The sequence below is a fragment of the Pseudomonas sp. TE24901 genome, from assembly GCF_054058375.1.
Map to the genome: position 1 here is coordinate 336,877 of NZ_JBSSAF010000007.1, position 17,086 is coordinate 353,962.

A 17,086-nucleotide genomic window follows, 5' to 3' on the forward strand; every position below is an offset into this window, starting at 1 on the left:
TTCCAGCCCAACGGGCAGAAAACGGTACGGGTGTTGCAGTGCTTGAAGCGGGCAACTGTCACCCACCAGGAATACGGTCAAGGGCTTTTCAGCCCCGAACCGAAGACTTCGGCATGGAAGCGGCGCGAACAGCTCCCTTCCTCCTGTCCCGAAGTTGTTATGCCAGGCCCTTGGCCTGTTGTAAGTGCTTCAGGACGGAACGGTGGGCACCGTGATGGTGCCCAAATAAATATAGAATGTGGAGACACCCCCCCATGCAAACCGACACAACTCGCGAGAACCCGCAAGGCTCCGTGCCGCAGGCCGCCGATTCGAACCTGGATCTGTCCGCCACCGCACCCGGCCAATTGCGAGTGATCAAGCGTAACGGCACTGTCGTTCCTTACACCGATGACAAAATCACCGTCGCCATCACCAAAGCGTTTCTTGCAGTTGAAGGTGGCACCGCTGCTGCCTCGTCGCGCATCCACGACACCGTTGCCCGCCTGACCGAACAAGTCACCGCGACCTTCAAGCGGCGCATGCCGTCGGGCGGCACCATCCACATCGAAGAAATCCAGGACCAGGTCGAACTGGCCCTGATGCGTGCCGGCGAGCAGAAAGTAGCCCGCGACTACGTGATCTACCGCGACTCGCGCGCCAAGGAACGTGCCGTGCGCTCCCCGGCCGAAGAAGCTGCCGTACAAGCTCACCCATCGATCCGCATCACCCTGGCCGACGGCAGCTTTGCTCCGCTGGACCTGGGCCGCCTGAACACCATCATCACCGAGGCCTGCGAAGGCCTGGAAGAAGTCGACGGTGACCTGATCCAGCGCGAAACCCTGAAGAACCTGTACGACGGCGTGGCCCTGACCGACGTCAACACCGCCCTGGTGATGACCGCCCGTACCCTGGTTGAACGCGAGCCGAACTACTCGTTCGTGACTGCGCGCCTGCTGATGGACACCCTGCGTGCCGAAGGCCTGGGCTTCCTGAAAGTCGCCGACAGCGCCACTCACCACGAGATGGCTGACCTGTACGCCAAAGCCCTGCCGGCCTACATCGCCAAGGGTATCGAATTCGAATTGCTGAACCCGGTCCTGGCCACCTTCGACCTGGAAAAACTGGGCAAGGCCATCAACCACGAGCGCGACCAGCAGTTCACCTACCTGGGCCTGCAAACCCTGTACGACCGTTACTTCATCCACAAGGACGGTATCCGCTTCGAACTGCCGCAAGTGTTCTTCATGCGCGTGGCCATGGGCCTGGCGATCGAAGAGAAGCAGAAAGAAGACCGTGCGATCGAGTTCTACAACCTGCTCTCGTCCTTCGACTACATGTCGTCGACCCCGACCCTGTTCAACGCCGGCACCCTGCGTCCACAGCTGTCGAGCTGCTACCTGACCACCGTGCCGGATGACCTGTCGGGCATCTACCACGCGATCCACGACAACGCCATGTTGTCCAAATTCGCCGGCGGCCTGGGCAACGACTGGACACCGGTGCGCGCACTGGGTTCGTACATCAAGGGCACCAACGGCAAGTCCCAGGGCGTTGTACCGTTCCTGAAAGTGGTGAACGACACTGCTGTAGCCGTGAACCAGGGTGGCAAGCGCAAAGGCGCGGTGTGTGCTTACCTGGAAACCTGGCACATGGACATCGAAGAGTTCATCGAGCTGCGCAAGAACACCGGTGATGATCGTCGTCGTACCCACGACATGAACACCGCCAACTGGATCCCTGACCTGTTCATGAAGCGTGTCTTCGATGACGGCAAGTGGACCCTGTTCTCGCCATCCGAAGTGCCGGACCTGCACGACCTGACCGGTAAAGCCTTCGAAGAGCGCTACGAGTACTACGAAGCCCTCACCGAGTACCCAGGCAAGGTCAAGCTGTTCAAGACCATCCAGGCCAAAGACCTGTGGCGCAAAATGCTGTCCATGCTGTTTGAAACCGGCCACCCATGGCTGACCTTCAAGGACCCGTGCAACCTGCGCAGCCCGCAGCAGCACGTGGGCGTGGTCCACAGCTCGAACCTGTGCACTGAGATCACCTTGAACACCAACAAGGACGAAATCGCCGTTTGCAACCTGGGCTCGATCAACCTGCCGAACCACATCGTCAACGGCCAGTTGGACACCGCCAAGCTGCAACGCACCGTCAACACCGCGGTTCGCATGCTCGATAACGTGATCGACATCAACTACTACTCGGTGCCACAGGCGCAGAACTCCAACTTCAAGCACCGTCCGGTTGGCCTGGGCATCATGGGCTTCCAGGACGCGCTGTACCTGCAGCACATTCCTTACGGTTCGGATGCTGCGGTCGAGTTCGCCGACAAGTCCATGGAAGCGGTCAGCTACTACGCGATCCAGGCGTCCTGCGACCTGGCCGACGAGCGCGGCGCCTACGAGACGTTCCAGGGTTCGCTGTGGTCCAAAGGCATCCTGCCACTGGATTCGCAACAGATCCTGATCGAAGCCCGTGGCCAGAAGTACATCGACGTTGACCTGAACGAATCCCTGGACTGGGCACCGGTACGTGCCCGTGTGCAGAAAGGCATTCGTAACTCCAACATCATGGCCATCGCACCGACCGCCACCATCGCCAACATCACCGGCGTGTCGCAGTCGATCGAACCGACCTACCAGAACCTGTATGTGAAATCGAACCTGTCGGGCGAATTCACCGTGATCAACCCGTACCTGGTTCGCGACCTGAAAGCCCGTGGCCTGTGGGACTCGGTCATGATCAACGACCTGAAGTACTACGACGGTTCCGTGCAGCAGATCGAGCGCATCCCGCAAGAACTCAAAGAGCTCTACGCGACCGCCTTCGAAGTGGACACCAAGTGGATCGTTGACGCCGCCAGCCGTCGTCAGAAGTGGATCGACCAGGCCCAGTCCCTGAACCTGTACATCGCCGGCGCTTCGGGCAAGAAGCTGGACGTGACCTACCGCATGGCGTGGTACCGTGGCCTGAAAACCACTTACTACCTCCGTGCCCTGGCTGCGACCAGCACCGAGAAGTCGACCATCAACACCGGTAAGCTGAACGCTGTTTCCAGCGGCGGCAACCACGGTGACGACTCGGTTCTCGCCGCTCCAGCCGGTCCGGCCCCTGTGCCTAAGGCCTGCGCGATCGACGAGCCGGATTGCGAAGCTTGCCAATAAGCTGAGCCGGTAGGCGCGTAAAGGCGCCTATCTAAGAACCCCCGCCAAGCCCCCTGGGTTTGCCGGGGGTTTTCTTTTGCCTGGCGATTATCTCTTCCGGGCAGAGGTCCACCTGTAGTGAGCGGGCTTGCCCCGCGCTGGGGGGCGAAGCCGCCCCAACCAGAGCGCCGTGGTGTTTCGCAAAGACCGAGGTGCTTGGGTTTAGGGCGGCTTCGCCCCCCAGCGCGGGGCAAGCCCGCTCACTACAAGGTCGCCGATGTCGGCTATGAATATAGCCGCCACAAAAAAGCCCCTCGAGTGAGGGGCTTTTTTGTGGAGCGTTAACTCATCAGGTCATCTGAATGATGGTCTGCATGATGGTGCTCTGGGTGGAGATGGTCTTGGCGTTTGCCTGATAGTTGCTCTGGGCCTTGATCAGGTCCACCAGCTCGTTGGTCAGGTTAACGTTGGAGTTCTCCAGGGAGTTGGCCACGATCGAACCCAGGGTGCCGGCTTGCGGAGTGTCGTAACCCGGCTGGCCCGATGCAAAGGTCTCTCTCCAGGTGGTGCCGCCCGCTGGCTGCAGGCCTTGTTCGTTGTTGAAGCTGGCCAGGGAGATCTGGCCGATGGCCTTGCTCTGCTGGTTGCTGAACGTGGCGAACAGTACGCCGCTGCCGTCGATTTTCAGGCCGGTGATCTGGCCAGTCGCATAACCGTCGGTGGTCGGCGGGTTGCGGTAGGTGGCCGAGTTGTATTGGGTGATGTTGCCCATGTTGATCGCGATGCCGGTAGGGTTGGCAGTCGCACCGTTTGCCTTCCACACACCGTTGGTCACGGTACCCGGCACCCAGCCGGTGATGGTCAGGGTATTACCGGTCACGCCTGTCCCAGCAACACTGGTGAGCTTGCCGGAACCATCAAAGGTCAGCGTCGTCGCAGCAGGTGGCGCAGTGCCTGCGCCTGTGCCCGTTGGCAGTGTGCCGTCCGGGTTACGGCCATCGATCAGCGTGTAGGATTTCCAGACGTTGCTGTCGGTCTTGACCAGGTACTGCACCATCGGGTGAGCGTTACCTTGGTTGTCGTACAAGGTGGTGCTGTATTGGGTGGTGAAAGTACTGGTGTCGCTTGGGTCAAACGGCTTGGTCGTCTGGTTGATAACCGCTTCTGAAGAGTTCAGGTTACTGGTGGAATCCACCTTGGTGGACGCCTTCGGCGGCAGGTTCGACAGGTTCAGTTGCAGGTCGGTCAGGCCGCCCTTGATGATATTGCCATCGGCGTCCGCCGCGTAGCCTTGCAGGCGCGAGGTGCCGGTGTTGTTGGTGATGTAGCCGTCTTTGTCGGCACGGAAGGCACCACTACGGGTGTATTCCAGCGAACCGTCGCTGGCCTTCTGCACGAAGAAGCCGCCGCCCTGGATCGCCATGTCCAGGATGCCGCCGCTGTTGTTCACGTCACCCTGGGTGAACTGCTGGGACACAGCCGCCAGGTTCACACCGTTGCCGATGCTGTTCTGGCCGGTGCCCAGTTTGGAGGCCGCGTAGATGTCCGCGAACTCCGCACGGGACGACTTGAAGCCCGTGGTCGCGACGTTGGCGATGTTGTTGCCGGTCACGTCCAGTTGTTTGTTGGCCGCATAGAGGCCGCTCAGGCCGATGTTAAAAGACATGTTTCTCTCCTTCTGCCGTATTTAGCCGGCTCTATGTACCGATAGTCTGAATTTGCGACAGCTTGACGCTGCCCATGCCGCCTGCAAGGTTCAACAGCATTTCGCCGCCGGTCTTGCTCAGCGTCACGCTGGTAACGGTTGCCGGCAGCGAAGTGGCCAAGGCAACCGAGTCACCCTTGTCGTTCTTCGTGGTGGCGGCAAAGGTGTAGGTACCGGCAGGGGCGACTTCGCCCTTGTCGTTCTTGCCATCCCAGATAAAGCTCGCATCGCCAGCGCTCTGGGCACCCATGTCGATGGTGCGCACCACGTTGCCGTCCTTGTCGGTGATCTTCACGGAGACGTTACCCGTCGCCGCCGTCACCGCCACCGAACCGGTCATGCTCTTGCTGGTATCAACCATGGCCTTGTCGGTCTGGGTGATGATCGAACGCCCCACCAGCGACGACGCTTGCAGCGCTTGCGACGAGCTGAAGTTGCTGGAGATCGCGTTCACCGAATCGTTCAGGGTGTTGATCCCTTCCAGGCTGCTGAACTGCGCCAGTTGCGCCACGAACGCGCCGTTGTCCTGAGGCGACAGCGGGTTCTGGTTTTTGAGCTGGGTCACCAGCAGTTGCAGGAATGCGTCCTTGCCCAGCGACTGGTTGCCCGTCGCCGCCTTGGAAGCATCACCGACGCTGCTGTTGTCTGTCGCGGACTTGACCTTCGAGTTGAAAAGGTCCTGAACCGCCGTGTTGGTAGAAGTGGTATCAACAATGGCCATTATTTGGCGCCCCTTATCACTGACCCAGGGTCAGGACCTTCTGCATCATGGTTTTGGCGGTGTTCATCATTTCCGCGTTGGTCTGGAACGAGCGGCTGGCAGAGATCATGTCAGCCATCTCCTCGACCACGTTGACGTTCGGGTAGTACACGTAGCCTTTTTCGTTCGCGGCCGGGTGGTTCGGCTCGTAGCGGGCTTCCAGGTTGCTCTGGTCTTCAACCACGCCGAGCACCTGCACGCCTTGGCCGGCGGCATCCTGGTTCTGGAACAGCGAATCGCTGCCGCCGCTCTGGCCGCCCTGGAACATGGTGGCGAACACCGGGTGACGGGCGCGGTAGGTCTGGTCAATGCTCGAAGACACGGTCTCGGCGTTGGCGATGTTACTGGCGACGGTGTTCAAACGCGTGGTCTGCGCGCTCATGCCACTGCCGGCAATATTGAAAACACTGGCTAGGGACATGGCTTACTCTCCACGCAGGGCTGACATCAGCCCTTTGAATTTACTGTTGAGCAGGGTGAAGCTGGCCTGGAAGTTCACCGAGTTCTCGGCGTAGGCCGATTGCTCCAGCTGGGCGTCGACGGTGTTCTGGTCGATCGACGGCTGCATCGGCGTGCGATACAGCAGCGACTCGTCACCATTGCCCAGGCCTTGCGCTTCAATGTGACGGGTATTGGTCACGTTCAAGGCGAAGGTGCCATTCTTGGTCTTGTCCTGCTGTGCAGCGAGCACGGCGGAGAAGTCCAAATCCCGAGCCTTGTAGTTCGGGGTGTCGGCGTTGGCAATGTTGTTGGCCAAGACTTCAGCACGCTGGGCGCGGAAGCCCAGGGCTTGTTCGTGAATACCGAGCGCTTTATCGAAGCTGATGCTCATGGCGGAAACCTTTAGGCTGACCTGCTTTTCGTAACTGGGTTATAGCAAGGCGCATGCCAATTAACGAAAAGGCCGTAACTCAAGGGTTTGCGAGGGGTTTGCCGGTGGCAATGCCAGAAAAGCGGCAACGGGTTTCCGCGTGGCGCCAGTAAAGCGGCAATGGTGAGTTGCCGCCTTCATTTACCTTGCCGCAAAACAAATGTGGGAGCGGACTTGCTCGCGAATGCGGCAGGTCAGTCAATTTATATCTGACTGACAAACCGCATTCGCGAGCAAGCCCGCTCCCACATTGTTAACCGCGTAACTCTTACTTGGCCTGGTAGATGATCCCCGGGCTGCACTGCACCATCTGGTAATGATCCGGCAGACCGTTCAGCGCCTCGGAAGCACCGAGGAACAGATAGCCGCCGCGCTTGAGCGTGCCGTGGATGCGCAACAGGATGTCTTTCTTCACTTCGGCCGAGAAGTAGATCAGCACGTTGCGGCAGAACACCATGTCGAACTTGCCCAGGCTGGCGTAGCTGTCGAGCAGGTTGAACGAGCGGAACTCCACCCGGTTCTTGATCGGCGCCTTGACCGCCCAGCGCCCTGCCCCTTTCGGGTCAAAGTAACGCTGCAGGCGTTCCTGGGACAAACCACGGCCCAGGGCCAGGCTGTCGTACTCGCCGGTCTTGCAGTTGGTGAGCATGGTGCCGGACAGGTCGGTGGCAACGATTTGCGCACCGGCCTTCAATTGGCCCATGTTGGTCCGTTCGAACTCGTCGATAGCCATCGAGATCGAGTACGGCTCCTGCCCCGAGGAGCACGCCGCCGACCAGATGCGCAGGCGCTGGCCCGGGCTTGCCTTGATGGCTTCGGGCAGCACTTTGCTCTTGAGCACCTCGAAGGGGTAGGTATCCCGAAACCACAGGGTTTCGTTGGTGGTCATGGCATCGACCACCATCTCCTTGAGCCCGCTGCGCGGTTGACCCTGGATGCGCTGGACCAGCTCACCCAACGACTTGATGCCCTGCTGTTCCATCAGTTTGTTGAGACGGCTGGATACCAGGTACTGCTTGTTTTCACCGAGCAATATGCCACAGGCTTTTTCCAGGAAGACCCGGAACTGTTCGAAATCCAAATTACCCGTAGACAATGATACCGCCTCTTAAATCGTGTGACCGCCAGGGGAAATCCCCTAGCCGTGATCTGCTGCCTTGATCCGGTCGACTACCCGGGATGCCAGGTCATCAGGGCGGAATTTGGCCAGGAAGTCATCGGCGCCGACCTTCTTGACCATCGCCTGATTGAATACACCCGACAACGAAGTATGCAGGATGATATGTAGTTTTTGCATGCGCGGATCGTTGCGTATCTCGGCCGTGAGGGTGTAGCCGTCCATTTCCGGCATCTCGATGTCGGAAATCATCATCAGGAATTCTTCTTCGGGCTTCTTGCCCTCATCCACCAGCGTGCGCAGATAATCCAGGGCCTGGCGGCCGTCGTTGAGCGCGACCACTTCCACCCCGACGGTTTGCAGGCAACGAGTGACCTGTTTGCGCGCCACGGAGGAGTCATCCACGGTCAACACCCGCAGCGATACAGCCTTGTGCGCGGTTTCGGCATCGACCACACCCACCGAGATGTTCTCCGAGGTCGGCGCCACTTCGGCGAGGATCTTCTCCACGTCGATGATTTCCACCAACTGGTTGTCGACCCGCGTCACTGCCGTGAGGTAGTGATCGCGGCCGGTGCCCTTGGGCGGCGGATGGATCTCTTCCCAGTTCATGTTGACGATGCGCTCCACCGAGCGCACCAGGAAGCCCTGGGTCTTGGTGTTGTACTCGGTGATGATCACGAACGGGCTCTCACGGTCCTGCAAGCCGGCAGAACCGGTGGCCATGGCCAGGTCAAGAATCGGGATCGTCGCCCCGCGGATGTTGGCAACGCCACACACCACCGGGCTGGACTTGGGCATGATCGTCAGCTTGGGACACTGCAGCACTTCCCGCACCTTGAACACGTTGATGCCATATAGCTGCTTGCCGTCCAGGCGAAAAAGCAACAACTCCAGGCGATTCTGCCCTACCAGCTGTGTGCGCTGGTTTACTGAATCCATTACACCTGCCATGCCCAGACTCCTACGCTAAAACCTAAAGGGTACGACGCGTACCCAACATTAAACGGCACGAGCTTTGCTTTTTATTGGTCATGAACCTTAAAACGACAGTTTCCCGACGCCTTGCTCCCCAACGACTACGCAGCTTCCTCTGTGCGTCGCTGGCATTGCTTGCCGTGGGCACAGGGGCCACGGCCCGCGCAGATAACGTCACCTTGCCTGATCTACTTATCGGCGTCACCCAGGGCTTTCTTGAGTTCACTGTAGAAGATTATCTGGCGACCACCCAGACGCCCGGGCGCTACGAAATCCAGGTCAACCAGCTGGACCCCCGCCTGCGCATGCCGGCGTGCGACAAGGAATTGACAGCCACCCTGGAAAGCCCGGCCCAGCCGATTGGCCGCGTGACGGTAAAAGTACGCTGTGAAGGTGCGTCGCCCTGGACGGTGTTCGTGCCGGCGCAGGTCAAGCTGTTCCGTGACGTGGTGGTGGTGACCCGCCCGCTCAAGCGCACCGGCATCATTGGTGACCAGGACGTCGCCCTACGTGAACGGGATATCAGCCTGATCAACCAGGGCTACCTGACTTCGCTGGACCAGGCCATCGGGCAGAAATTGACCCGACCAATGGTCACTGACCAAGTGATAACCCTGGTGCATCTGGAGCAGGCCGAGGTTGTGCGCAAGGGCGATCAGGTGGTGATCTCTGCCAGCAGCGGCGCGCTGAACGTGAAAATGCCCGGGGAGGCGCTGTCCAACGGCGGCATGAGCGAGCAGATCCGCGTGAAAAACCTGAATTCCAACCGCGTGATCAAGGCGCGGGTGACAGCCCCCGGTCAAGTCGAGGTGGCTTTATAGATCACTGGTATCGGACGCCAGCTTTTCCTACACTGTGCGCCAGACGTTCGCGCAAACAGGTTTATTGTCAATCGAGCCTAAAGTTTGTCCGGGTATGGCCGAAAACATGGCAAGCGTCCAAATACCCAGAGGTTTTTTTATTATGGTCATTGATTTCAGCCGTTTGAATAACGCCCAGGCTTTGCCCGGCTCTACGCGCACCAGCGGTGCCAAGGACAGCGTAGATGCCAAGTCCCAGCCCCTGCCCGCCAAGGCAGAGCAGGCCGGTGCCAGCCAAAGCGGGGAATCGGTACACCTGAGCAATGAGGCTCAACAGTTGCAGAAGGTCACTGACTCGCTGCGCGATCAACCGGTAGTCAACAAAGCCCGTGTGGCCGAGTTGAAACAGGCGATCGCCGATGGCAGCTATAAAGTCGACAGCAACCGTGTAGCCAGCAAGCTGCTTAACTTCGAAGCCGAGCGCTAGGCAAAGGCCTGCGCAGGGCTTTTGGACGCTTAAAACCCAAGGCCAGCCATGCACCACGACGAACATTTGCTTCAACTGATCATTGACGATCTGGCGCCGACGCAACATTTGCTCGAGCTGCTCAAAGAAGAGTCCCTGGCCTTGTACGGCCGGGACATGCGCTTGCTGGAGGAAATCCTCGCACGCAAGCAGTCGCTGATTGTGCTGCTGGAACAGCATGGCAAGAAGCGCAGCCAGATTCTCATCAGCCTGGGCCTGTCGGCTGATCACGACGGCCTCGCACAGCTGGCCAGTCACTCCTCGGTCGGCGACCAACTGCTGGCACAGAGCAACGCCCTCAATCTATTGCTCGCCCAGTGCCAGGAAGCCAACCTGCTCAACGGTCAGTCGATCCAGCTTCAGCAAGCCACGACCGCCAACCAGTTGCGTATACTCCACGGCGGAGAGCCTCCGGCCCTCTACAACGCCCAAGGCTCCACCTCGCGCCTGGTCAAGCCAAGCACTCGCAGCCAAGCCTGACGCCGGTTTTCAGCGCGCCCTATCCAAGGCGCGCTACATGCTGGCAAAATGCCTGTTCTTGCGTGAAGTCGTATTTTGTCTGGAGATGGAAGAACCGTGTTCAACGCCCTCAATGCGGAAGATGCCCCGCAGCCACCCAAGGTCCTCACCACGCCTCTGGAAATCGCCGGCACTTTGCGGATGCTGCAAGAAAGCCATGATCCGTTGATCATCACTTTCCATGAACGCAGCCAGCGCTTCCAAAGCTACCTGGTGGACGTTGACCGGGACAGCGGGACGCTGGCCCTGGACGAAATGATCCCGCGCGACGGTGAGCGCCACCTCGAAAATGGCGAACCGTTCCGCATCGAGGGTTTCCATGACGGCGTGCGTGTTGCCTGGGAAAGCAAGGGCACCCTGACCGTCAGCGAAAAAGACGGCCATCGCATCTACACCGGCAGTATGCCCGACGAGGTGGTCTACCATCAGCGTCGCAATGCCTTCCGCGCCGCATTGAAGCTGGCCCAACTGGTCAATATCGAATTGGGTGGCGAGAAGCTCAAGGCGCCGATCAGCGGCAAGTTGCTCGACATCTCCGCCACCGGCTGCAAACTGCGCTTTGAAGGCGATATCTCCGAGCGCCTGCAACTGGGCCAGGTCTACGACCGCTTTATCGCGGCCCTGCCCTTTGGCAGCATGACCACCTCAGTAGAGCTGCGTTACCTGCACTTCGAAGAGAAGATCAACACCACCTTTGCCGGCGTGCGTTTCCACAACATGAGCGGCCTGGTGCAGCGCCAGGTTGAGCGCTTCGTGTACCAGTTGCAGCGCGAAGCCCGTCGTTTCGATAAAGACGACGACTTCTAAGCTTTTTCGAGCGCAATAAAAAACGGGCAGATCCTGATGGGATCTGCCCGTTTTTGCTTTCAGGGCCGCGCGCGGCTCAGGTCGTGAGGGTGGTCATCCGGGTCCAGAGGCGGCGGCGGCCCTTCGACAACGGACTCATCCACCACCGGCGCCGGATCGGTTTCGGGCGCGGGATCCACGGGCGTGGCCTGCATCTGTTCCTGCACCACCGCCTCATCCACCCGTGGGTCAAGGCAAGCCACCAGGGGCGAGCTGGACATGCTGTCAGGCATCGCCACGTGGTGCAGCGGCGCGTCGTCCACCTGATGCAAGTTGGTCACCGCCTTCGGCCGGATACGCCACACCAGGATCAACGCACACAGGCTGAAGAACGCATAGAGCATGTGACTGCCAAACAGCTTCATCGCCACACCCGCCAGCAGCGGCCCGATGCTGGCGCCAATGCCGTAGGTCACCAGCAACATGGCGGTCAGCGACACCCGGCGATCACCTTCGACGTGGTCATTGGAAAACGCCACGGCCAGCGGGTACAGGCAGAACTGCACCAGCGAACACAGGAAACCGGCGACGAACAATACCTCCAGCGGCACCTGCGACAGGATCGCCAGGGGCAATGCCGCCACCGCGAGGCACAACGCAAAGCAGCGAATCAGCAAAGCCCGGTCATAGCGGTCCGACAACCAGCCCAACGGCCACTGCACCAGCAGGCCGGCAAAAATACAGCAGCCCATGAACAGGCCGACCTGTTCGGTCGTCAGCCCTTGCTGTGACGCATAGAGCGGCGCCAAACCGTAGAACGAACCCACGATCACCCCTGCTCCCAGCACCGTACTCAGTGACTGCGGTACCCGTTTAATGAAGAAACGCGGCTCCATCGGCGCCGGGTGCAGCGGCGCGGGGTGGATGCGTCGAGTCATGGCCACCGGCACCAGGCACAGGGCAAAGCACACCGCGACCAGCATCAGCAGTTCAAGTCCAAGCTGGGGGTGCATGACCAGAATCAATTGCCCCAGCACCAGGCCCAGGTAGGACGCAATCATGTAGCCACTGAACACTACGCCACGTTGCTTGGCGTCTGCCTGCTCGTTGAGCCAGCTTTCAATGACCATGTACTGGCACATCATCCCCAAACCCACGATCGTACGCAGCACGATCCAGGCCGGCAGCCAGTTGATCAACCCGTGGCCGAGCACCGCCGCACCGACGATGCCGGCACAGGTGGCGTAGGCGCGAATATGCCCGACCCGGGCGATCAGGCGGTGCCCGATCTTGCCGCCCAGCACCAGGCCAAAGTAGTTGGCGGCCATCAACGCACCCACCCACAGGCTGTCGACATGGTCGGCGGCCAGGCGCAGGGCCAGGTAAGTGCTGAGCAGGCCGGAGCCGATCAGCATCATCAAGGAGGCGAAATAAAGGGCTCGAAAAGATTTCCAGATCTGGCGCATCGGCGTTCCGAGCGGCTCCTTGCAGTGAGAGACAGGGCTATCGGCATGATAGTCCGGGGTTGCCGGATCCGGACAGGCGGTATCGGCTGTTTCCGGGGAATTTTTTGCTTAATAGCTCAGACGCTGCTTGATCGCCCGGGAGGTACACCGGTTGCAACAAATACATAGCGCATTGGCTGTGAACCCTGATCGCCCGCAAGGTTCGACGCGATGTGGGCACCCGCCCACAAAAAAGCCCCGCCAGAACAGTCTGAGCGGGGCTTTGAATCTGGTGTCCCAGGGCCGGTTCGAACGGCCAACCTTCCCCTTAGGAGGGGGATGCTCTATCCAATTGAGCTACTGGGACAAATGACAGGCGCCTGCCAAGCGGGCGGCGACGGACGGCGTGCATGTTAACGGCCAGGTTGGCGTTTGTCATGTCGTCCGTAGGCTTTTTGAGTGTAGGCCGCACCTTAGCCAATAGATCCACGCTTCACCCAGCAATGCCGGGCACTTGGCGGCATCGTGCAAAATGCAATCCTGCGAATTGCCCGTCTTGCAAAATGCAACGAGCCCGCACTTTAAATTACGCCTAACCATTTGATTTTATTAACTTAAAAGGTTGGCACGAGGCCTGCAATACATATCCTACAAAACTTATCCGGCCCAGCCACTGCGGAGCACAAGAACATGAACAGCGCCCTTCTGTTGACCCTTAATGCTGCAGCCTTGGCGGCACTGGTCATGTTTCATTTCCAATCCGCCCACTCCGAAGACGCAGAGCAAATCAGCCAGGCGGTGCCTCATCACCTGCAACAGCGCCCACAACTGGCTGTGATGACGCCCGGTGCGCAATCACCGATTCGCGTGAATACCCAGGCGACACCTGCCTCCGAACACTGGATTTTCTGAGGTGGCGGCCATGAACAAACCTGCCTGGCTGTTGCTGTGCCTGACCCTCGGCGCAGGCATTTTTGGCCTGAACACATCCGCCCAGGACGGGCAGACCACTGCATTCATCGCTACCGGGGTATTTGCCAGCCTGCTGGTGCTATCGCTCATCGTTGGCCGCCGATTCAAATTTGACCCGGTGTTGCGCTGACACCTCCTGCAGCCCCCCCCACCGCTACCTTATGTCGCCTAGCCCTAGTAAATCGGCAAATTGCCACTAGTCTTAAAATTAAGGGCAAAAGGCCATATTGCTATAGGATGTGCGGCCTCAAACCCTGTGGTGGCCTGGACTTACGGGAAGTTCCCTTGCGGAATCACTCGTGGAAAAGTTTTCCAACCAGTCCGCAAAAATGCAAATCAGTGCTGGCATAAAGCCTTTAGGCAGTTCAATATTTGTCACAGAATTGACGCCAAGGAACTGTCAAATCTGAGGCATGATGCGGCCTCTTTGCAATTCGGGTTGAACTTTGGTCGTGAGTCTTGTCTTAACACTCATCTTGCGGCCAATTCCAAAAACCGCTCCCCTGAACTAACCGGTTAAATATATGCGCCCATTGAAACAGGCAATTTATTCCAGCCGTACGGCTGACAAGTTCGTCGTACGTCTGCCAGACGGAATGCGGGAACGCATTGCCGAGGTGGCTCGCAATCATCACCGCAGCATGAACTCCGAAATCATCGCGCGCCTGGAACAGAGCCTCATTCAGGAAGGTGCGTTGGGCGAAGAGTTGAGCATGCGCCTGGACAGCCCCGAGCTGTCACTGCACGAACGCGAACTGCTGCAGCGTTTTCGTCAGCTCTCCCACCGCCAGCAAAATGCTCTCGTCTCGCTTATTGCGCACGACGTTGAAGCGGCCGCAGAAGCCGACTGATCTGCAACTGAAAGCCGAAGCCAGCCATGTGCTGGCTTTTTTTTGCGCGTTTTTTTGTAGGAGCCGGCTTGCCGGCGATCTAGGCGACGGGGTCCGTCAACTGGACCGAAGGGATGCGATCGCTGGCAAGCCAGCTCCTGCGGGGAGCTGGTTTGCCTTGAGGGATCAAAGCAGGAAGATCGTGGCCAGGCCCAGGAAGATGAAGAAGCCGCCACTGTCGGTCATGGCCGTGATCATCACGCTGGCACCCATTGCAGGGTCGCGCCCAAGGCGCGCCAGGGTCATGGGGATCAACACCCCCATCAATGCGGCCAGCAGCAGGTTGAGCGTCATGGCGGCGGTCATGACGACGCCAAGCGACCAACTGCCGTACAGCAAGTAGGCCACGATACCGATCACCCCGCCCCACACCACGCCATTGATCAACGCAACCGCCAACTCCTTGCGCATCAGGCGTGATGTATTGCCGGTGTTCACCTGGTCCAGGGCCATGGCCCGCACGATCATGGTGATGGTCTGGTTACCCGAGTTACCCCCAATACCGGCCACAATCGGCATCAGCGCCGCCAGGGCCACCAATTTCTCGATCGAGCCTTCGAACAAGCCGATGACCCGAGACGCGATGAACGCCGTGATCAGGTTGATCGCCAGCCACGCCCAGCGGTTACGCAGCGAGCGCCAGACCGAGGCGAAGATATCTTCCTCCTCACGCAGACCCGCCATGTTGAGGACTTCGGTTTCGCTCTCTTCACGAATCAGGTCGACCATTTCGTCGATGGTCAGTCGGCCGATCAGCTTGCCGTTCTTGTCGACCACCGGGGCCGAAATCAAGTCATAACGCTCGAAGGCCTGGGCGGCATCATAGGCGTCTTCGTCCGGGTGGAAACTCACCGGATCACTGGCCATGACATCCGCCACTTTCTTCTCGGGGTCGTTGACCAGCAGACGCTTGATCGGCAGCACACCCTTGAGGATGCCTTCGTAATCGACCACGAACAGCTTATCGGTGTGCCCCGGCAGCTCCTTGAGGCGGCGCAGGTAGCGCAGAACCACTTCCAGACTGACGTCTTCACGGATGGTGACCATCTCGAAGTCCATCAGGGCGCCAACCTGATCCTCGTCGTAAGACAAGGCGGAACGCACGCGCTCACGCTGCTGGCCGTCGAGGGCCTCCATCAGCTCATGGACAACGTCACGCGGCAGCTCAGGGGCCAGGTCTGCCAGTTCGTCAGCGTCCATCTCCTTGGCGGCAGCCAGGAGCTCGTGATCGTCCATGTCGGCGATCAGGGTTTCGCGAACCGAATCGGATACTTCGAGGAGGATGTCGCCGTCGCGGTCCGCCTTGACCAACTGCCAGAGAGTCAGTCGATCATCAAGCGGCAAGGCTTCAAGAATGTAGGCGACGTCGGCGGAGTGCAGGTCATCAAGCTTGCGTTGCAGCTCGACGAGGTTTTGCCGATGGACCAGGTTTTCGACGCGGTCGTGGTTCGGACCTTCCTGGCGGTGCGTGAGGTCTTCGACCACGCGCTGGCGCTGCAGCAGCTCGATGACTTGAGCCAGACGATCCTGCAGGCTTTCTTGTGTTTTCTTTACTTCTACTTCGGTCATAGGCGAACTCCACTCCCAGCAGCGGGGCACGCCGGAAGGATCAATCAGTCAATTCATGATTGGTAAAGCGGGGTACTGAGTAACTACTGGGTAAGTCCATGGAGGTATTCCACAAGCCCCGGCGGGGCTGACGGGCGCAATGATACACGCTGCGCGCGCTTTTAACGTCAAAAAACTGGAAAGAACAAGCGCTTGCGAGCCAAAGCTGAGCATCGGCTGCATCTATGAACTGCGACGACGTAGCGGAGAAGGAAAACACATGAAGGCAGGAGAAAAAGATGAAGTCCTACACAAACCCCAGACGGCAAAAAGCCCGCACTCGGCGGGCTTTTTGTTTGTATGGTGCACTCGACAGGATTCGAACCTGTGACCGCTCGGTTCGTAGCCGAGTACTCTATCCAGCTGAGCTACGAGTGCAGATTGTGTTTTTAGACCAGATCACAACTGGTTGAAGCCAAGCTACCTGCATCGCTGCAACTAACTCTTAAATGGTGCACTCGACAGGATTCGAACCTGTGACCGCTCGGTTCGTAGCCGAGTACTCTATCCAGCTGAGCTACGAGTGCATTTGTTGCCGCGCATTATAGGCCGTTCAATCTCTATGTAAAGCTATTTTTTCGTTTAATTTCAACAACTTAGCGAAAAAACCAGATTGCAACGTACTAAGCAAATAATGGCGGAGAACGGGGGATTCGAACCCCCGACACCCTTTTGAGGTGTACTCCCTTAGCAGGGGAGCGCCTTCGGCCACTCGGCCAGCTCTCCGCAACACGGGGCGTATATTAACCACGTTCATCCCCGTTTGCAAACATAAAAAACGATAAAAATTAAAGGCTTGGTTCTTCGTCCTTCTCTTTCTTGATCCGCAGGTAGATTTCCTCGCGGTGGACCGCTACCTCTTTCGGAGCGTTAACCCCGATACGTACTTGATTGCCTTTGACGCCGAGCACGGTCACGGTGATTTCGCCATCACCGATAATCAGGCTTTCTGCGCACCGACGAGTCAGAATCAGCATA

The 17,086-nt window shown here is 58.9% G+C and carries 17 protein-coding genes and 4 tRNA genes; 8 read left to right on the top strand and 13 right to left on the bottom strand.

Annotated elements, in window-relative coordinates:
* Window positions 1-254 precede the first annotated feature (254 nt).
* A complete protein-coding gene (locus ACVWVP_RS16750; protein WP_178925522.1) occupies window positions 255-3,152 on the top strand; it encodes a ribonucleoside-diphosphate reductase subunit alpha in 2,898 nt (965 codons plus the stop codon).
* Window positions 3,153-3,480: 328 nt separating this feature from the next.
* On the opposite strand, the gene flgE is transcribed toward ACVWVP_RS16750, so the two are convergent.
* The 6 genes from flgE to ACVWVP_RS16780 form a co-directional block, all read right to left on the bottom strand.
* A complete protein-coding gene (gene flgE / locus ACVWVP_RS16755) occupies window positions 3,481-4,797 on the bottom strand; it encodes a flagellar hook protein FlgE (protein WP_178925520.1) in 1,317 nt (438 codons plus the stop codon).
* A 31-nt stretch (window positions 4,798-4,828) separates the two neighbouring features.
* Window positions 4,829-5,557: a flagellar hook assembly protein FlgD gene (flgD, locus tag ACVWVP_RS16760; protein WP_178925518.1), complete on the bottom strand. Its 729-nt coding sequence runs from the start codon at window positions 5,555-5,557 to the stop codon at window positions 4,829-4,831.
* A 16-nt stretch (window positions 5,558-5,573) separates the two neighbouring features.
* Window positions 5,574-6,017, bottom strand: coding sequence for a flagellar basal body rod protein FlgC (flgC, locus tag ACVWVP_RS16765; protein ID WP_016973698.1), 444 nt, complete (start codon window positions 6,015-6,017; stop codon window positions 5,574-5,576).
* Between the two features lie 3 nt (window positions 6,018-6,020).
* Window positions 6,021-6,428 carry a flagellar basal body rod protein FlgB gene (flgB, locus tag ACVWVP_RS16770; protein WP_178925516.1) on the bottom strand — a complete coding sequence of 136 codons (408 nt, stop codon included), beginning with the start codon at window positions 6,426-6,428 and terminating at the stop codon, window positions 6,021-6,023.
* 307 nt (window positions 6,429-6,735) lie between these two features.
* Window positions 6,736-7,563 (bottom strand): protein-glutamate O-methyltransferase CheR, encoded by an 828-nt coding sequence (gene cheR, locus ACVWVP_RS16775; protein WP_178925514.1) that lies wholly within the window; start codon window positions 7,561-7,563, stop codon window positions 6,736-6,738.
* 42 nt (window positions 7,564-7,605) lie between these two features.
* Complete coding sequence (locus ACVWVP_RS16780) at window positions 7,606-8,538, bottom strand: chemotaxis protein CheV (protein WP_178925512.1); 933 nt, start codon at window positions 8,536-8,538, stop codon at window positions 7,606-7,608.
* 80 nt (window positions 8,539-8,618) lie between these two features.
* Here ACVWVP_RS16780 and flgA point away from each other — a divergent pair, with 80 nt between their 5' ends.
* The 4 genes from flgA to ACVWVP_RS16800 all read left to right on the top strand — a co-directional run bounded on the left by flgA (window position 8,619) and on the right by ACVWVP_RS16800 (window position 11,214).
* Window positions 8,619-9,383 (top strand): flagellar basal body P-ring formation chaperone FlgA, encoded by a 765-nt coding sequence (gene flgA, locus ACVWVP_RS16785; protein WP_457407248.1) that lies wholly within the window; start codon window positions 8,619-8,621, stop codon window positions 9,381-9,383.
* Between the two features lie 142 nt (window positions 9,384-9,525).
* Window positions 9,526-9,849 carry a flagellar biosynthesis anti-sigma factor FlgM gene (gene flgM / locus ACVWVP_RS16790; protein ID WP_176997946.1) on the top strand — a complete coding sequence of 108 codons (324 nt, stop codon included), beginning with the start codon at window positions 9,526-9,528 and terminating at the stop codon, window positions 9,847-9,849.
* A gap of 48 nt (window positions 9,850-9,897) precedes the next feature.
* The gene (locus ACVWVP_RS16795; protein WP_457407252.1) at window positions 9,898-10,368 is read left to right on the top strand and encodes a flagella synthesis protein FlgN; all 471 of its coding nucleotides are present in this window, start codon (window positions 9,898-9,900) and stop codon (window positions 10,366-10,368) included.
* A 96-nt stretch (window positions 10,369-10,464) separates the two neighbouring features.
* A complete protein-coding gene (locus ACVWVP_RS16800) occupies window positions 10,465-11,214 on the top strand; it encodes a flagellar brake protein (protein WP_178925508.1) in 750 nt (249 codons plus the stop codon).
* Between the two features lie 59 nt (window positions 11,215-11,273).
* Here ACVWVP_RS16800 and ACVWVP_RS16805 read toward each other — a convergent pair whose 3' ends face one another.
* Both ACVWVP_RS16805 and ACVWVP_RS16810 read right to left on the bottom strand, forming a co-directional pair.
* Window positions 11,274-12,659, bottom strand: coding sequence for an MFS transporter (locus ACVWVP_RS16805; protein ID WP_259173093.1), 1,386 nt, complete (start codon window positions 12,657-12,659; stop codon window positions 11,274-11,276).
* A gap of 269 nt (window positions 12,660-12,928) precedes the next feature.
* Window positions 12,929-13,005 (bottom strand) — tRNA-Arg (locus ACVWVP_RS16810).
* Between the two features lie 323 nt (window positions 13,006-13,328).
* On the opposite strand from ACVWVP_RS16810, the gene ACVWVP_RS16815 reads away from it, so the two are divergent.
* The 3 genes from ACVWVP_RS16815 (at window position 13,329) to ACVWVP_RS16825 (ending at window position 14,461) form a co-directional block, all read left to right on the top strand.
* A complete protein-coding gene (locus ACVWVP_RS16815; RefSeq protein WP_178925497.1) occupies window positions 13,329-13,550 on the top strand; it encodes a hypothetical protein in 222 nt (73 codons plus the stop codon).
* Between the two features lie 10 nt (window positions 13,551-13,560).
* Window positions 13,561-13,740: a PA3371 family protein gene (locus ACVWVP_RS16820; RefSeq protein WP_178925494.1), complete on the top strand. Its 180-nt coding sequence runs from the start codon at window positions 13,561-13,563 to the stop codon at window positions 13,738-13,740.
* 394 nt (window positions 13,741-14,134) lie between these two features.
* The gene (locus tag ACVWVP_RS16825) at window positions 14,135-14,461 is read left to right on the top strand and encodes an Arc family DNA-binding protein (protein WP_024076996.1); all 327 of its coding nucleotides are present in this window, start codon (window positions 14,135-14,137) and stop codon (window positions 14,459-14,461) included.
* Between the two features lie 165 nt (window positions 14,462-14,626).
* Here ACVWVP_RS16825 and mgtE read toward each other — a convergent pair whose 3' ends face one another.
* From mgtE to csrA, 5 genes are all read right to left on the bottom strand, one after another.
* Window positions 14,627-16,069 (bottom strand): magnesium transporter, encoded by a 1,443-nt coding sequence (gene mgtE, locus ACVWVP_RS16830; protein WP_176997952.1) that lies wholly within the window; start codon window positions 16,067-16,069, stop codon window positions 14,627-14,629.
* Between the two features lie 340 nt (window positions 16,070-16,409).
* Window positions 16,410-16,486, bottom strand: a tRNA-Arg gene (locus tag ACVWVP_RS16835).
* Window positions 16,487-16,558: 72 nt separating this feature from the next.
* Window positions 16,559-16,635: transfer RNA gene (locus tag ACVWVP_RS16840), tRNA-Arg, on the bottom strand.
* A 108-nt stretch (window positions 16,636-16,743) separates the two neighbouring features.
* Window positions 16,744-16,834, bottom strand: a tRNA-Ser gene (locus ACVWVP_RS16845).
* 62 nt (window positions 16,835-16,896) lie between these two features.
* On the bottom strand, window positions 16,897-17,085 hold the full coding sequence (csrA, locus tag ACVWVP_RS16850; RefSeq protein WP_003175645.1) for a carbon storage regulator CsrA: 189 nt from the start codon (window positions 17,083-17,085) through the stop codon (window positions 16,897-16,899).
* Window position 17,086 lies beyond the last annotated feature (1 nt).

Excerpts from the sequence above, each read along its gene's own strand:
- flgE (WP_178925520.1), bottom strand. The coding sequence starts at position 4,797 with ATGTCTTTTAACATCGGCCTGAGCGGCCTCTATGCGGCCAACAAACAA.
- ACVWVP_RS16780 (WP_178925512.1), bottom strand. The coding sequence starts at position 8,538 with ATGGCAGGTGTAATGGATTCAGTAAACCAGCGCACACAGCTGGTAGGG.
- flgM (WP_176997946.1), top strand. The coding sequence starts at position 9,526 with ATGGTCATTGATTTCAGCCGTTTGAATAACGCCCAGGCTTTGCCCGGC.
- ACVWVP_RS16820 (WP_178925494.1), top strand. The coding sequence starts at position 13,561 with ATGAACAAACCTGCCTGGCTGTTGCTGTGCCTGACCCTCGGCGCAGGC.
- ACVWVP_RS16750 (WP_178925522.1), top strand. The coding sequence starts at position 255 with ATGCAAACCGACACAACTCGCGAGAACCCGCAAGGCTCCGTGCCGCAG.
- flgB (WP_178925516.1), bottom strand. The coding sequence starts at position 6,428 with ATGAGCATCAGCTTCGATAAAGCGCTCGGTATTCACGAACAAGCCCTG.
- ACVWVP_RS16795 (WP_457407252.1), top strand. The coding sequence starts at position 9,898 with ATGCACCACGACGAACATTTGCTTCAACTGATCATTGACGATCTGGCG.
- csrA (WP_003175645.1), bottom strand. The coding sequence starts at position 17,085 with ATGCTGATTCTGACTCGTCGGTGCGCAGAAAGCCTGATTATCGGTGAT.
- mgtE (WP_176997952.1), bottom strand. The coding sequence starts at position 16,069 with ATGACCGAAGTAGAAGTAAAGAAAACACAAGAAAGCCTGCAGGATCGT.
- ACVWVP_RS16815 (WP_178925497.1), top strand. The coding sequence starts at position 13,329 with ATGAACAGCGCCCTTCTGTTGACCCTTAATGCTGCAGCCTTGGCGGCA.
- flgA (WP_457407248.1), top strand. The coding sequence starts at position 8,619 with ATGAACCTTAAAACGACAGTTTCCCGACGCCTTGCTCCCCAACGACTA.
- ACVWVP_RS16805 (WP_259173093.1), bottom strand. The coding sequence starts at position 12,659 with ATGCGCCAGATCTGGAAATCTTTTCGAGCCCTTTATTTCGCCTCCTTG.
- ACVWVP_RS16825 (WP_024076996.1), top strand. The coding sequence starts at position 14,135 with ATGCGCCCATTGAAACAGGCAATTTATTCCAGCCGTACGGCTGACAAG.
- flgC (WP_016973698.1), bottom strand. The coding sequence starts at position 6,017 with ATGTCCCTAGCCAGTGTTTTCAATATTGCCGGCAGTGGCATGAGCGCG.
- flgD (WP_178925518.1), bottom strand. The coding sequence starts at position 5,557 with ATGGCCATTGTTGATACCACTTCTACCAACACGGCGGTTCAGGACCTT.